This is a genomic window from Flavobacterium sp. GW823-FHT04A11, from assembly GCF_058796535.1.
Genome location: NZ_CM179503.1, coordinates 1,687,613 through 1,703,356, shown reverse-complemented (window position 1 = coordinate 1,703,356; position 15,744 = coordinate 1,687,613). Strand labels below are relative to the sequence as shown.

Below are 15,744 nucleotides of genomic sequence, written 5' to 3'. Positions count from 1 at the left end.
ACTTTTGTCGGGTTCTTTTTTAGATATATTTTAAACTTAATAAGTTCCGTTTTGCATTTTAGTTAATGTTTCACGAATTTCCATTGCAGTTTGTTCTTCAACTTCAGGAGTTAAATATTTAACCGCTAAAGTTTGTGTTGCAATTGCTTTTTCTTTTTGTCCGTCTTTATAATACAACTGCCCCAAAGTATCTAAATAATAAGGATTGTTTTTAGTGATAATCAAACTGTATTCAGACCAATTGATAGCTGCTTTAATATAACTGGCATTTTCCGGTTTTAATGTTACCTGCCATGCAACAGTATTGGCGAGGTTAGAATTATAATCTTTAAATGCATTCCAGCCTCCGTAATTGTACTCAAATTCAGGGTTAATTGTTCCATACAATTCGTCTAATCGCTGAATTGCATTTCCTTTATCCGTAGACAAATACTTTTCAAAATAAGTATCAAATTCTTTTATAAGAGTTGCGTCATTATTGCTGTTTTCAACATCTGTAGTTAAAAAAGTAAAATAGTTTTTATAAGAATCGTAATCCCCTTTTCCGGAAGAAATCAGTTTTTTATAAACGCTGTTTATTTTATTTTGATTGGCAGTTCCTTCAACACCTTCTTGTGAAATATAAGTATTCTGCTGCAATGAAGATGAAATTTCAGCACTTAAACTTCCGGTATACAATGCAATAGCTTCGCCTTGTTCATTTGCTGTATTCATTTGCTGTATCGCATCATAATGTTTGATCAAATAATCAATTGCAAGGAAATCGGTATCATTTAATACTCTGTCTTCATTGAAGAAATGTTTGTAAAAACCCTGATTTTTGATTTCATTCAAAATAGTCTGAACTAAATATCTGTTTGGTTTTGTGTCTTTTTGATGCGCCTCAATTAATTTTTTCCAGATTTGAGAAATCTCTTTTTTATCTAAACCAATCTTGGTATATTTAAAATACGTTACGTCTGCGGTATAAGTTGAATCTCCTTCGTAGTGATAATCATAGGGCAATTCTGTGATAGCCGCTTTATAAAAAGCTGCAACTAAATCAGCATCTGTAACCTTTTTATTTTTCTGTACTTTCTTAAAAGCATAGAAAGCATCTGTTATTTGCAAACTTTTATAAAGACCGTCGTAATAATTAAACTCTGATTTTTTATCTAATAGACTAGATTTTGCTGTTGCTAAAATATCGCCGTCACCATTTAAAACAACAACGCTTGGATCATCTGAAACTTTATTTGCCTTCAACCACTTTTTATCATCGGCTGTAGCCAAATAATAATTAAAAACATCATATTGAGCATCATAACCGTTATACATACTGTAACCAACCTGCGTTTCCATATCTTTCAAAAATGCAGCAAAATCGGCTTTAGCATTGGCATTTTTATTGTCTACACTAATCACTAAAAATTTGTTTTTAGCTGTTTTTGTTGATGTAAGTGCGCTTTTTAGATTTTTTTCAGTTTTAAATTTAAAATCAAATGTAGGCGCAGGATAAGCAGTCGCGGCTGTATCTGTCTCAACAACAGTTGTTCCAAAATCATCCTTTATTAAAGCTTCTTTTCCAGGATACGTCCAGTTTGAGATTTTTTGATTTTCAAGAGGCGTAACTTTTGAAGGATTATTTTCAGACTTAGCCTCTTTTTCGTTTACAAAAACTAAAGGATTTTTACCTTTCTGTTCAGAAATCTTAAGTTCGTTTGTTTTCTTATCCAGAAATCCCGAGATATTCAAATCTCCCAAAACATCCAGTTCGTACTTTACAGTAACCTCTGAAACATCTTTTGGCAAAGCAAATTTCGAAAGCTGACTTTCTGTTTCATATCCTTCATATACAAAATATAAAAAATCGGTTCGCTCGATTTCAAACTCAAGATCTATTTCTTTCCATTCCGGATCAACTTTAGTTTTGATATCTGTTATTTTTTGATATTCAACCGGTCCGGAACCTTTTTGTGTACCAATGTAAAAGGAATAATAAGAAGGATCAATAAACTTAATTTTGACTTTGTCTGACTTTTTGCCTTTATTAAAAACAACATTAAAGGCACTTTCAGCTTTTTCTTTCTGGAAAAATAATAGCGAATCTCCTTTGATTTTGTATTCGCCAGTATAAAAAACTAACTCGTATTTATTATCTTCTAATAGATTTAATTTGATTTTCTGACCTTTATTTGTCGAAATATAAGTTCCCTTTTCGATTGTTTTTGTTTGAGAAAAAGAAGTGGATATTAAACAAAAGAACGCTAAGGAACTCCATATAAAATTGCGCATAATATAAAATTTGGCTGTTAATATTACACGTAAAGATATTCGATTATTATTGAAATCAAATAACTTAAATCTAAATTAATACTTCGAATACTATAAATTATATTTCATCGAAAAGATAATGTAACGAGGCTGAACGGTATATTGCGAAACTCGTGTAGAAAACTGCGAGAAGCTGTCATCATTAAGATACCTAGTGTTTAACAAGTTTGTTGCCGCAATTTTATACTCCCATTTACTATCCTTTTTTTGATAAATTAAACTGGCGCTCAAAAAATCATATTCGTTATCGACTGATTTATTGCCGTTATAATAATGGTAAAACTCATATTCTGAAACAAAAGAAAAACTATTTAGAAAGTAATAATCTAATCTCACAAAAGGTTTGTCTGTGTAATAAGTCGACCCGCTGTATTTGTTGATCAAAGCATTGTAACCTAATTCAATATTAGGCAGGTTTTTATAGTTTGTTGAAGCTTTTATAGTGTAACTCTGCACAAAACTTTCTGTTGTTCTTGCTTCTTCATTTTGAATATTATTGAATTTTGACCAGTTGAAACTTGCGTTTACCGAAGCTTTATAGTTCTTTAAAAACGATCTTCCGTAATTTCCAATTCCAACAAAAGTTTCATCGGCTAAATTTGAATTGTACGGCACTGATTCCTGATTAATTCCGGTAAATTGAGCTTCGGTTTTAATGGCATCTACTTTTCTGGTATAAGTTGCGTTTGCAAAAATATTTTCAAAATTGAACATATTATATTTGAAATATCGAAGCGTATGCACCTGAGAAGTCGCATTTTCTAAGATCCTGTTTCCTCTAAACAAACTGCTGTAATCTGACAAAACATAACCCGCCGCAAGCTGATTAATATCTGTAAAATCATTTGTTAGTGAAAAATTATATGTCAGCGTTTCTGCTTTTTTAATTTGGTATAAAGCAAAAAAGTCCGGCAGAATTTTAGTGAAATTCTGAGAATAATCTGTTCCTAATTGTGTGTTTTTCATCGAATAAGAATGCACACTAAAACCAGGTGTTAATGTAAATTTTCCTGTCAATATTTTATAATGAAAACCCACAAAAACGTCATCAAAATTATAATTAACATCATTATTATTTTGGGAATCATTCAGATCATTTCTGTCTCCGTTATCCAAAATCTGAAAAATATGGGAATCAAAATTTTGGTGTGAATACGTATTTCCTAAAGTAATGTTGATATTGCTTTTTGGCGTTACCATATAATAGTAATCCAGTTTTGCATCGATTTTATTGGTTTTCACAAAACGATTCTGATTCAAATCATTTCTACTCTGATCCGGCGTATAACCAGACAAAACAAAAGGCTGCGTTCTTAAATTAGCATTATAAAACGGATTTTCATCCTGATATAAATGCTGCATTTCAAAAGCAAAAATATTTTTAGTGCTTTGTGTGTAATACAAACTCAAATTTTGATTTACAGATGTCGGATCTTGTTTTTTATTCGTTAAAATAGTTTCTGTATCCGAAATATTCTGAACAACCGATTCACGAAGCAAATCAGTATCTTCCTCTTGTTTGGATAATTTGGTTAAGATGTCGTAATCAAACTGAAATTTATCGTTTGGCTTATACGTAGAACTCAGTTTAAAAAGTCCCAAATTGTTTTTTTGATGTGTTTCTTCATCTCTTTTTTGCTGATCGCCGGAATCTAAAATTGTGGTTTGCGATTTCGTTTCCAAATCTGTTTTTGAAGTCGAAAGAATTCCAAAACCACTAATATTCCACGCTTTTGTAACCGAATAAGCAAAGTTTGTTGCTCCAAATTTCGTTTCAATTTCCTTGGCACGATTGTTTCTTAAAAGCGAAATCCCAATATCATTCGATGAAATATTAAAATTGCTTCCGCCTTTTTTCATCATATTTTTAAATCCGCCCGTAAACTTAAAATAATCTTGTGCGGTTAACGGAAGTTCTCCGATATTATTAAAATTGGTAATTAAATTAATACTGTATTTGGGACTGTAATAAAACAATTTTGGGTTGATAATATAGCGGCTGTCGAGTTCGCCAACTCCGGTTCCGGCAGTGACATCGCCAAACCAAAAGTTCTTTTTACCTTCCTTCAGTTTAATATTCATAGCCACATTATCCTGATCGTTTTCTAAGCCTTTTAAAGCGCTGACTTCATTGTAATTTCGTAAAACCTGAATTTTATCAATCGCATCAGCCGGAATATTTTTAACGCCAAGTTTGGTGTCTCCGTCAAAAAAATCTTTGCCTTCGACCATTAATTTGCTTACTTTTTTTCCTTCAACTTCAATTTCTCCATCGGCATTTACCTCAACTCCGGGAAGTTTTTTCAGGACATCTTCGAGTTTTTTTTCTGTTCCTGATTTAAAAGAATCAGCATTGTAAACAATAGTATCGCCACTTATCGAAACAGGCATTTCGCGCACGATCTCTACTCCTTCCAGTTCAATTCCGGCATCATCCAAAACGATATTTTGTACTATATTCTCCGTTTTTGTCGAAACATTGATTTCTTTGGATTTCATTCCCAGATAACTGATTTTTACGACGTAAGAAGTGTTGGGTTTCAACGTAAGCTGAAATCTTCCTTTATCATTTGTAATTCCGTAGGAATCCATTGCTTTTGTAGCGGAATTTACAGCCATAATATTGGCCATTTCCAATGGATTTTTTTCTCCGTCCTGAATGAAACCATCAAAACGAACGCTTTGAGAAAAGGAAACAGAAGTCAATAAAAAGGCTACGAAACAAAGAATTTTGTTCATTATGAGAATTTTAGAATAAATAAATTTAGAGGCTTGAAGTTTATCTTCCCATCATTGGAGGCGGACCACCGGCACGTCCACGATTCATTTCTCTAAATTCTTCCATCTTTTTGATCACGGTTTCATCATATTCTTTCTGCGAAACTACTTTGCCTTTTTTAGACGGTTTTATTTCTGCTTTTTCTTTGGCATTCAAAACAATTTTCGAACATAAAATCGTTGTTCGTCCATCATTGATTTCTAAAATCAAGCCCGGCAATCCCCAATAATTTTCAGGTCCCTGATTTACCGGAATTTCCGGCGTATACCAGGCCGTTACGATAATTTCTTTTGGCATTTCGAAGTTGTCTTCAAAATTTGTTTTTGTTTCACCTGAAGTTTTTTTGGCTTCATCTTTTTTATCTTCCGGTTTTTTGTCGTCGTTATTTTTAGGTCTGAAATTTCTAAAATCTGTTTTGCTGGCTTCTTTTACTGCCGTTGCTTTATAACAGTTGTAACCGCCAATTTGTTTGGTTTCCTGTTCTAATTTCCAATTTAATTTTGGTAAAGAATCTACAACCAGAAATTCTTTTCCCATAAATTCTTTGTCAACTGTATACGATTTCGTTTTTACATCTTTGTAAAAAGTTCCGCCGCCGCCCATAAAAGAGTTCATCATCACTCGCATTCCGCCGCCTTGTTGTCCCGGAGCGTCAAGTTTTTCTTCTTCTTTATAAATAGAAGCCGATTTGTCAAAATTCAGAATGAATGTTTTTTCCAGCATTTTTTTCATTCGCTCCTCGATATTCTTTTGCATTTCCGGCGTAATATCCCGATTTCCGCCTCGCATACCTTCAAGTTTTGGTGCTTGCGTTTTTGACTCATAAACAGCCATTCCCTGAAAATCTTTTTGAGCCTGCATTTGAGTGAATACAAGGATTAAAGACATATATAAAATTAGTTTTTTCATTTCGTTTTGTTTAAAATTGAGTAAATCCGATAAAACTTACACTCAAATGTATTATTAATTTTAAAATCCTGAAAGTTAAATATATCAATTACTGTAAGGTATAGATAAAATTGCCTATTATTTAGACTATTACGTTTTAGAATGGTTTAAAATACAAATTCACGTAAATATGTCTTATTGGGGCAATTCATAGACTAGTTTTTTGTAATTTGGCTCATCTGAAATTTTTTACCTTATGAGCAAAACAGTGCGCATTTTATTTTTATTCCTTATCGCCTGCTCTTTCTCTGTTTTTGCACAAAATCAAAAGCTTAGTGTTTCATCAATTTCACATTTTAAAATGGACGTTGATGAATTTTTAGGTTATGATTCTTTTGGATATTCTTATCAAATAAAAAATAATGTATTTAGTAAAACCAAAGGAACTGAAGTTTTTGAATATAAAAACGTCTCTTTAGGAAACATTACCAAAGTCGATCTTCAAAACCCGCTTAAATTGCTCTTATATTATGACGATTTTAATACCGTTTTGTTACTTGACAATCAATTAAATAAAATCACTGAAATCAATTTTTCCCAAAACGCCATTCCAATTGTTGCAGACGCGATTGGTATGTCAACTCAAAATCAACTATGGATTTACAATGCTTTAAACCAGCAAATTAGTCTTTTTGATTATTTAAAAAATGAATATAAAACGGTTTCCACTCCATTAACAGAACCCATAAAATATTATCAAACTGATTTTAATACTTTCTATTGGATTGATAAAAAAAACAATTGGTTTTCCTGCGATATTTTTGGAAAAACAACTGCGTTGGGAAAAGTGCCTGATTTTGATAAAATCGAACTTTTAAACAATCATCAATACATTTTCAGCAAAGCTAATTTGCTGTATTTTAAAGACATTTCTGATACAAATTCAAATACTATTTCTGAAATCGAAGTTTTAGAAAAAACCTTTGATAAATTCTGCTACAAAGACCAAATTTTATCTATTTTTACAGCTAAAGAAATCACCAATTATAAAATCGTAACACCGTAATGCACATAGCAATAGCAGGAAACATAGGCGCTGGAAAAACTACTTTGACTAAATTATTAGCCAAACATTTTAAATGGGAACCACATTACGAAGATGTTGTCGATAATCCGTATTTAGATGATTTTTACCACCAAATGGAACGTTGGTCGTTTAATTTGCAGATTTATTTCTTAAACAGCAGATTCCGTCAGGTGCAGCAAATTCGCGAAAGCGGAAAGAAAATCATTCAGGACAGAACCATTTATGAAGATGCTTATATTTTTGCTCCCAATTTATATTCAATGGGATTGATGACAAGCCGTGATTTCGAAAATTATACTTCTCTTTTTGAATTAATGGAATCATTGGTAAAAGCGCCGGATTTATTGATTTATTTAAGAAGCTCTATTCCGAATTTGGTGGGACAGATTCACAAACGCGGACGTGAATACGAAAACTCAATTTCTATCGATTACTTAAGCCGTTTGAACGAACGATACGAAGCCTGGGTTCAGACTTATACAAAAGGAAAATTACTAATTATTGATGTTGATAATATTAACTTCGTTGATAATCCGGAAGATTTAGGAAACATCATTAATAGAATTGATGCTGAATTGAATGGGTTGTTTTAAAACACGGATTTCACGAATTACACGAATAAATAAAATGCCTCTAAAAATTTTAGAGGCATTTTTTTATGATTTGGAAATCCATATTGTAATTAATTTCCTATTTTTACAAGAATTAATAAATTTAAAAAATGCAAATAAAATTAATTGAAACAGAGCAAGATTATGATCTAGCTTTAAAAAGAGTAAACGATATTTTTTATGCGAATCCAAATACCAATGAATGTGTCGAACTAAAAAAGTTAGTTGCTCTAATAGAAAACTATGAGAAAATCAATTATCCAATTCCTACACCAGATAAATTGTAATAAAAAAATGCCTCTAAAAATTTTAGAGGCATTTTTATTTTATAAATATAATCGCAATCTTGTCATCCCGAGGAACGAGGGATCTCCACTAGAAACTCCACATTCAAAATCGCCAATCTTTATCGAGCTGCTTGTGGAGATCCCTCGTTCCTCGGGATGACAAAAAGACGAATAAATATTGTGTAAGCTTTGTCAAAGTTTTAAACTTTGACAAGGCTATCAAGTAATATTACTTTGCAGCTTCGATTTTTGCTTTTACTTCTGCTTCCGTTCCTTCATAAACTTCAGTTGTTGTTTTACCATCTTCAGTTTTGGTTACGGTTCCTGTTGTAACTCCGTTAATGGTAGACAAATTAACCTCAACTCTGTTTTTACTGTATTTGGTTGTATCAAAACAATCTGTTTTTTGGTGTGCATATTTTCCGTTTGCATCGTAATGCGCTAAACATTTTGCAGTTTCTTCTGCTGTACATCCTTTTTCTTTGCACATTTTAATGCATTCTTCTTTGGTCATCATTGCCAGATTTCCGCATTTAGAAACTCCTCCGGCATGCATTTCCGTTTTACAGCAAGATTTTTCAGCCAAACCTGAAGCAGAATGTCCTTCACCTAAAATTGGTGCAATTACCAATCCTATTAAACAAGTTAATTTAATTAAAATGTTCATTGAAGGTCCAGAAGTATCTTTAAACGGATCTCCAACAGTATCACCGGTTACTGCTGCTTTGTGTGCGTCAGAACCTTTATAAGTCATTTCGCCATTGATTAAAACTCCGGCTTCAAAAGATTTTTTAGCATTGTCCCAGGCACCTCCGGCATTGTTTTGAAAAACTGCCCAAAGTACACCCGAAACGGTAACTCCTGCCATATATCCGCCTAACATTTCGGCAATCAACTGATTGTTATCAGAATAAACTAATTTTCCTAAAAGTACAATTGCAATTGGAAAACCTATTGTTAAAATCCCCGGCAGCATCATTTCGCGTAAAGCGGCTTTTGTCGAAATCTCCACACATTTTCCGTATTCGGGTTTTCCGGTTCCTTCCATAATTCCTGGAATTTCCTTGAATTGACGGCGAACTTCGTAAACCATATCCATCGCTGCTTTTCCAACAGAATTCATTGCTAATGCTGAGAAAACTACCGGAATCATTCCACCTACAAATAACATGGCCAAAACTGGTGCTTTAAAGATATTAATTCCGTCGATTCCTGTAAAAGTTACATACGCTGCAAATAATGCTAATGAAGTTAAAGCTGCAGAAGCAATTGCAAAACCTTTTCCGGTTGCTGCAGTTGTGTTTCCAACAGAATCTAAAATATCAGTTCTTGTACGAACTTCTTTTGGTAATTCGCTCATTTCAGCAATTCCTCCGGCGTTGTCTGATATTGGCCCGAAAGCATCAATTGCTAATTGCATCGCCGTTGTTGCCATCATTGCAGAAGCCGCCAAAGCAACTCCGTAAAATCCTGCTAAAGCATACGAAATCCAGATTGCTGCAGCGAATAATAATACTGTTGGAAAAGTAGAAATCATTCCTGTTGCCAAACCTGCAATTACGTTTGTTCCTGCTCCGGTTGAAGATTTTTGCACAATAGCCATAACCGGTTTTGTACCTAATCCTGTATAATATTCTGTTACTGATGAAATTGCTCCACCAACAACTAGCCCAACTAAGGTTGCGTAGAAAACGCGCATTGAGGAAATATCTTTAGATCCTTCTCCAAAAAAGCTCATTTGCATGGTTTCAGGCAACATATATTTTACTAAAAAGAAACAGGCAATTGCTGTTAAAACAATCGAAACCCAGTTTCCTATATTTAATGCTTTTTGTACTTGCGCTTCTTTTGCATTGTCATCAGAAATTTTTACTAATGTAGTTCCAACAATAGAAAATAAAATTCCGAAACCGGCAATTGCCATTGGAAGTAAAATTGGTCCAATTCCACCGAAAATATCCTGAATATTTCCGCCCATATCTTTGATGACATAATTTCCTAAAACCATTGCGGCTAAAACCGTTGCAACATAGGAACCGAATAAATCAGCGCCCATTCCGGCAACGTCACCAACGTTATCCCCTACGTTATCTGCAATTGTAGCAGGATTACGCGGATCATCTTCCGGAATTCCGGCTTCGACTTTACCTACTAAATCTGCACCAACATCGGCTGCTTTTGTATAAATTCCACCTCCAACTCTGGCAAACAAAGCGATCGATTCTGCACCAAGCGAAAATCCTGCTAAAGTTTCCAGCACTTTCGTCATGTCTTCAGAAGAAGTCCAGACTCCGTGCATAAATATTTGGAAGAAAATAATAAAGAATCCTGTTAAACCTAAAACTGCCAAACCTGCAACGCCTAATCCCATTACGGTTCCGCCTCCAAAAGAAACTTTTAAAGCCTGCGGCAAACTCGTACGAGCGGCCTGAGTTGTTCTGACATTCGTTTTAGTGGCTATTTTCATTCCCATATTTCCTGCTAAAGCCGAAAAGAATGCGCCAAAAATAAACGCTACTACTATTAATATATGTGTGGTTGGAACGATAAAAGAAATTCCGGCTAAAACTAAACTCGCAGCAATTACAAAAAAGGTCAGTAATCGGTATTCTGCTTTTAAAAATGCAAGTGCGCCTTCGTAGATGTGATCTGAAATCTCTTTCATCTTGCCGTCGCCCGCATCTTGTTTTAAAACCCAAGTCCTTTTTATTCCCATGAAAAGTAATCCTAAAATTGCCATAACAATAGGCAAGTAAATCATAAATGCATTCATAATTAGTAATGGTTTTGGTTAATAGTCAATAAACTAACTGAACGAATTTAAACAAAAAAGCAATACTCCTGACGGTAGTATTGCTTTTTTTATAATAGAATAGGGTAAAAATTATTTAATACTAAATAATCCCTCTGGTTTGTTTTCAATATCGTTAAAACGTTTTGTACATTCTGCAATAATTGCAAAAGCTTCTTTTACGTCTCCCCAACCTTCTACATCTACTTTTTTGTTTTCAAGATCTTTATAAACCTGAAAGAAATGCTCGATTTCTTTTAATAAGTGTCCATTGATATCTGAAAGGTCATTTAATGAATTCCAGATTGGATCTGAAACTGGTACACAAATGATTTTTTCGTCTGGTCCTTTATCGTCAGCCATGTGAAAAACACCAATTGGTTTTACTTCTATAACACATCCTGGAAAAGTTGGTTCATTAATCAAAACCAATACATCAAGAGGATCTCCGTCAAGTGCTAAAGTTTCAGGGATAAATCCGTAATCTGCCGGGTACATCATTGAAGAGAATAACATTCTGTCGAAACGCATTCTTTTAATTTCAAAATCGTACTCGTATTTATTTCTACTTCCTCGTGGTATTTCGATTAATACATCGAAAGTTGTTAGTTTGTCTGCGGTCATTTTCGTTTTTTATTATTTCTATAATTGCGATTGCAAAAGTAACTAAACAATCCTTTTTTACAATAAAAAACTACATTAATCTACATACTTTTCTTTTAAATAACAGACAGTTAATATGTAATTTTCCTGTTTCGCTTATTTAAGTAATAATGCCAAAGCAAATATGTTGCATAAGATCGATACGGACTCCATTGTTCGGCATGAATTTCCATTTCCTGTTTGTCGTGAATATCAAGTAATTCTTTGATGGTATTGATAACTGCAATATCTCCCAGTGGAATCAAATCCGGCTCTTGCAGACAGAACATTAGGTAAATATCAATGGTCCAGTTTCCTATTCCTTTCAATTTAATAAGTTCTTCCCGAACCTGCTTTGCCGATTTTGTCGCTAAACTTTCAATATCAAGTTCTTTGTTTAAAACTGCATTAGCTAAGATTTTAATATATTTTGTTTTCTGGCGGCTCACACCTAGACTTCTAAATTCTTCATCTGATAAAACGGACATCGTTTCAGGATTACAAGTGGCGTACGCTTTTATTTTTAAGAATGTGGCTTTCGCCGAATCTATAGAAACCTGCTGTTCGAGAATTAATAAAACTAAAGTTTCGAAACCTTGTGGACGTTTCGGGATTTGCGGTAATCCATATTTCTCGATTATTTCCTGAAAAATTGGATTTTTGGCTGATAGAAAATCGATTGCTTCCTGCATGACGCGTTTTTTATCTTTTACGAAACAACTAATGTTATTTATGTTATCCGGAAATATATTTACCCAAAGGTAATTTATTGACAATATATATGATAGCGAGAGAAATTAGCAGACAAATTATGGTGGCTAAAGGAATCGCAAATATTGGATTTATAAAATTATAATTTATTTTCATTGCATCCATGAATCGTAAAACCAAAACATGAACAAGATAAACTCCATAACTATATTGGCTGATAAAGTCGCAAATTCGTGCAAATAAAAGATTAGAGATTTCTAAATTCTTAAAAAATAAAAAAACTCCAACAGAAGCTATCAAAACATTGAGAGTGGTATAATTATAAAAATATTCCTGAAAACTATTATTTTGAAGAGATAAAAAATAGGTGCCGAATATCGTAATAACAACTCCTACAAGTATTAAAAAAAGAGCAATTATCTTCATTACTCCCTTACTAAGTGCAAACGGCTTGATGGATAAATAATATCCTAAAACGACATATCCTATAAATCCTGAAAAGTAAGTCAAATTTATATTAACCCTAAATTTGGACAAAATAGGCTGGTTAATAATAAGAGTAAATATCCAGATAAATATAAAATACAAGATTTCTTTTTCAGTGGCATTTTGAACCCACTTACTAAGTATCGGAATAAAAAGATATATGCCAATAATCATATAAATATACCAAAGATGCAATGAACTGCCATTTTTTAATTGATTGATTAACCATTTAACAATTTCAAAAAAAGACATTTCATGATTACCTCCGGAAATCTTATCATGTAATGAAACCAGCGCATAAATCAAACTCCAAAATAAAAAGGGCAATACTATTCTTAGAAATCTTTTTTTAAGAAAATCATTTAATTCATATTTTTTGCCTAACAATAATACACCGGTTAGCATGACAAAAACCGGCACACAAAAGCGTACTAAACTATCATAAATATTTCCGGTCCACCAAATGAAATCAGAAATGCTACCGTATTGATACAGAATTCCTGACGTAACATGCAAAAAAATTACACTAATTGTTGCAACAACTCTTAAGTTAGTTGTCCAGGACAAATTATTAGCATTCAGATTTTCACTCATAAATATTGTTATTAATAGTAATGAAAACTAAGAACCTAAATGATCACTAGAAATAAAATCCGAACGATCCTTTTACAGCAAATTTATTAGCATCGGGAGCGTTTAAATAACTTCCTCTCCAGGAGAAATCGATTCTGAAAACCTTAAAAATATTTCCAATTCCGGCGTTGTATTCCCAATACACATTTTCTGGTGCATTGTATGGCTGATCTGAAGCATTGATCGCTCTGTTTGCATCAGAAATAGTTCCGTGAACTGCTTTTATACCAATAAATTCTCTCCAATTCAGTTTTCTCATAAAAGGAACTCTGGCGAATAATCTTCCTCCAAAATCATGATTCCATTGTAAAGTAGTATACTGATCTGTTATGAATTCGTAGAAATTTAAGTTACTAAAAGTATTTTCAATGGTAAAATAAGTCTGGTTTCCTGGAATTACACTCATCAATCCTAACGGAATTGTTCCGAATGTTTTTCCGGTTTCCAAAATAATATTGGATCTTCCTAAAGGTCCTATAATAATAGGCTGTTTATAGAATACCTGTATTTTCTCGTACGCAAAATCACTATTAAAAACTCCTTTTAAACCATAACTAAAGTTTACAAAGAAATGACTGAAAGGACTATCAACCAAATCACGTTCAACCCCAAAACCAATTGTTTTACGGTTTGGCATAAACTCAAACTGAATATTAGCTTCTGATTGTGTCACGGCACTTTGAATAACGCCAGCAGGATTTGCAGCCGTTGGTAAAGTACTGTAATAATCTAAACTAAAGGTTTTTGAAGCTGATTCTAACGTTCGGTAGGAAAGTCCGGCCTGAACAACAAAATTTTTCATCGGCTCCATTTCAACCGAAATATTACTCAGGTTAATGTTGGTCAATTTTCCATTGCTTCCTGTTGTAAATAAGGCCGAAGAAGCAAAACTTCGTCCTAAAATATCATTTGTAGTGGTTAAACTGGCTCCAATTTGTTCAATATCACGCCTGTTCCCTCCGGAAATAATGACTCTTTTTTTCTTGTCCACCATCCATTTTCCTGAAACGCCGTATTTGAATTTATTATCATCAAATCCGTATGCCGTGTATGCTTGTACGCGCCATGGATCATTTGGTCCAAAATAGGTTCTTCCTCCTACTCTTAACCTTAATCCTTCGACTTCATTATACCCGAAAGTAGAGAAAATAGGTCCGTAATCGAAGTTTTTAAATTCGACATAACCACTTCCTAAAATAGAGACCAGATTGTATAATTGCTTGAATCGCTTGACGGTTTGCAAGGTATCCAGCATTTTATAAATACCTTCTTCGTCTTTATTTAATTTTTCAAAACGATTTTCTTCCCAAAATTCTTCCGGCCGTTCATAAACAGCGTTGTCTATAAAATTGACTTCTTCTTTATAAAACTTCTCCGGTTTTTGAAGGTTGAATTTATGATTTCTATATAAAGTAGTTCGTTTTCCATAAACTCCTTTTGATTTTTCTTTTTTATTTAAAGCAAAATCAGACATCATATAATCACGTGTCAATAGAAAAACCGAATCGTTTTCTACTTCAAATTCCTGCTCGATATAAATATCTTTTACCCAGTTAATATTGGCACTTTTGGTAACACCCATATTAATTTTCTTGATGGCAAAAGTGGTATCGTTTACCCAAAAATCTCCTTTAAAAGTCAATTCGTTTTTACGTCTTGGATAAAAAACAATATTATAACACCATTTTTTGTCGATGTAAGCACTGTCTTTCAGAACATAATTGTAAACATCAATTCCGGTTCTTGAAAGCGGACTTGTAAAGCTTTTATCAAAAAAGGTAAGGTGATTATCGTAAATATTATAATCTGAATAAAGGTCTTTTACGAATGACAAAATCTGCTGATTTCCGTTGAAACCGGATGTTTTGCTTCCGTTAAGATTCTCTTTTACTTTCTTTAATTTATTATCGCCGTAAACATCATAAACAGATTCATTGATAAAAATGGGCAGATACGTTTTTCCGGTAACATCTGATGTATCAACGTGATCAAATACAAACTCCATTCCTTTGAAAAGTTTGTTTTTCATAAATGCACTGTCAATCGTGTTCATATCAAACTCGACTTTCTCGTACTTTTGCATTTGATATTGGTTGAATTGATAAAGACCGTTTTTACGTTTTCTTTCCCAGATTTTCCTCAATATATCCAGTGCCGGATTATTTTTTTTGGAAGTTTTCCCGGTAAAAATAACCACCTCGTTTAATGCTTCGGCTTCGCCTAAGACAATTTTAAAATCATAATTTACCGCCTTTTCCAACGGAACTTCCTTGTCTGAAAATCCTGCAGATGTTACTAATAAAGCGGTATAAGTATTGGGTGATTCCAGATAAAAACGTCCGTCTTCATTAGAAACTATCCCTGTATTTGAGCCTTTAAAAACAACATTTGCGAAAGGTATTGGCTGATTAGATTTATCCAAAACAATTCCACTCACTTTTGTTTGTGCAGTACCAATATTCGCAAATGCGAATACAAAAAGCAGGCTGAATAAAATTATTCTTTTCATCGTCTGG

The 15,744-nt window shown here is 33.3% G+C and carries 11 protein-coding genes; 3 read left to right on the top strand and 8 right to left on the bottom strand.

All coding sequences use genetic code 11. The features are described 5' to 3' along the window. Positions 1–36: 36 nt before the first annotated feature. The 3 genes from AC3QL1_RS07470 to AC3QL1_RS07460 form a co-directional block, all read right to left on the bottom strand. Complete coding sequence (locus AC3QL1_RS07470; protein ID WP_492496447.1) at positions 37–2,274, bottom strand: hypothetical protein; 2,238 nt, start codon at positions 2,272–2,274, stop codon at positions 37–39. 90 nt (positions 2,275–2,364) lie between these two features. Then, the gene (locus tag AC3QL1_RS07465) at positions 2,365–5,052 is read right to left on the bottom strand and encodes a carboxypeptidase-like regulatory domain-containing protein (protein ID WP_492496445.1); all 2,688 of its coding nucleotides are present in this window, start codon (positions 5,050–5,052) and stop codon (positions 2,365–2,367) included. 40 nt (positions 5,053–5,092) lie between these two features. After that, positions 5,093–6,001, bottom strand: a complete 909-nt coding sequence (locus AC3QL1_RS07460; protein WP_492496443.1) for a GLPGLI family protein — start codon at positions 5,999–6,001, stop codon at positions 5,093–5,095. Positions 6,002–6,236: 235 nt separating this feature from the next. Here AC3QL1_RS07460 and AC3QL1_RS07455 point away from each other — a divergent pair, with 235 nt between their 5' ends. From AC3QL1_RS07455 to AC3QL1_RS07445, 3 genes are all read left to right on the top strand, one after another. Beyond that, positions 6,237–7,046 carry a hypothetical protein gene (locus AC3QL1_RS07455; protein WP_492496441.1) on the top strand — a complete coding sequence of 270 codons (810 nt, stop codon included), beginning with the start codon at positions 6,237–6,239 and terminating at the stop codon, positions 7,044–7,046. Beyond that, the gene (locus tag AC3QL1_RS07450) at positions 7,046–7,660 is read left to right on the top strand and encodes a deoxynucleoside kinase (RefSeq protein ID WP_026983862.1); all 615 of its coding nucleotides are present in this window, start codon (positions 7,046–7,048) and stop codon (positions 7,658–7,660) included. The genes AC3QL1_RS07455 and AC3QL1_RS07450 overlap by 1 nt, the downstream gene beginning before the upstream one ends. 128 nt (positions 7,661–7,788) lie before the next feature. Beyond that, positions 7,789–7,965 (top strand): hypothetical protein, encoded by a 177-nt coding sequence (locus AC3QL1_RS07445; RefSeq protein ID WP_492496439.1) that lies wholly within the window; start codon positions 7,789–7,791, stop codon positions 7,963–7,965. A gap of 229 nt (positions 7,966–8,194) precedes the next feature. Here the strand turns inward: AC3QL1_RS07445 and AC3QL1_RS07440 are convergent, their stop codons facing one another. The 5 genes from AC3QL1_RS07440 to AC3QL1_RS07420 all read right to left on the bottom strand — a co-directional run bounded on the left by AC3QL1_RS07440 (position 8,195) and on the right by AC3QL1_RS07420 (position 15,737). Continuing rightward, entirely contained in the window at positions 8,195–10,738 is a 2,544-nt protein-coding gene (locus tag AC3QL1_RS07440; RefSeq protein ID WP_492496437.1) for a sodium-translocating pyrophosphatase, read from the bottom strand. A 111-nt stretch (positions 10,739–10,849) separates the two neighbouring features. After that, entirely contained in the window at positions 10,850–11,380 is a 531-nt protein-coding gene (locus AC3QL1_RS07435) for an inorganic diphosphatase (protein WP_264536080.1), read from the bottom strand. A 110-nt stretch (positions 11,381–11,490) separates the two neighbouring features. Beyond that, a complete protein-coding gene (locus tag AC3QL1_RS07430) occupies positions 11,491–12,090 on the bottom strand; it encodes a DNA-3-methyladenine glycosylase family protein (protein ID WP_492496435.1) in 600 nt (199 codons plus the stop codon). 43 nt (positions 12,091–12,133) lie between these two features. Next, complete coding sequence (locus tag AC3QL1_RS07425) at positions 12,134–13,189, bottom strand: acyltransferase (protein ID WP_492496434.1); 1,056 nt, start codon at positions 13,187–13,189, stop codon at positions 12,134–12,136. 46 nt (positions 13,190–13,235) lie between these two features. After that, positions 13,236–15,737: a DUF5686 and carboxypeptidase-like regulatory domain-containing protein gene (locus AC3QL1_RS07420; protein WP_492496432.1), complete on the bottom strand. Its 2,502-nt coding sequence runs from the start codon at positions 15,735–15,737 to the stop codon at positions 13,236–13,238. Positions 15,738–15,744: the final 7 nt, after the last annotated feature.

Coding starts and splice junctions, on each gene's coding strand:
- AC3QL1_RS07470 (WP_492496447.1), bottom strand. CDS start 2,274: ATGCGCAATTTTATATGGAGTTCCTTAGCGTTCTTTTGTTTAATATCC.
- AC3QL1_RS07465 (WP_492496445.1), bottom strand. CDS start 5,052: ATGAACAAAATTCTTTGTTTCGTAGCCTTTTTATTGACTTCTGTTTCC.
- AC3QL1_RS07460 (WP_492496443.1), bottom strand. CDS start 6,001: ATGAAAAAACTAATTTTATATATGTCTTTAATCCTTGTATTCACTCAA.
- AC3QL1_RS07455 (WP_492496441.1), top strand. CDS start 6,237: ATGAGCAAAACAGTGCGCATTTTATTTTTATTCCTTATCGCCTGCTCT.
- AC3QL1_RS07450 (WP_026983862.1), top strand. CDS start 7,046: ATGCACATAGCAATAGCAGGAAACATAGGCGCTGGAAAAACTACTTTG.
- AC3QL1_RS07445 (WP_492496439.1), top strand. CDS start 7,789: ATGCAAATAAAATTAATTGAAACAGAGCAAGATTATGATCTAGCTTTA.
- AC3QL1_RS07440 (WP_492496437.1), bottom strand. CDS start 10,738: ATGAATGCATTTATGATTTACTTGCCTATTGTTATGGCAATTTTAGGA.
- AC3QL1_RS07435 (WP_264536080.1), bottom strand. CDS start 11,380: ATGACCGCAGACAAACTAACAACTTTCGATGTATTAATCGAAATACCA.
- AC3QL1_RS07430 (WP_492496435.1), bottom strand. CDS start 12,090: ATGCAGGAAGCAATCGATTTTCTATCAGCCAAAAATCCAATTTTTCAG.
- AC3QL1_RS07425 (WP_492496434.1), bottom strand. CDS start 13,189: ATGAGTGAAAATCTGAATGCTAATAATTTGTCCTGGACAACTAACTTA.
- AC3QL1_RS07420 (WP_492496432.1), bottom strand. CDS start 15,737: ATGAAAAGAATAATTTTATTCAGCCTGCTTTTTGTATTCGCATTTGCG.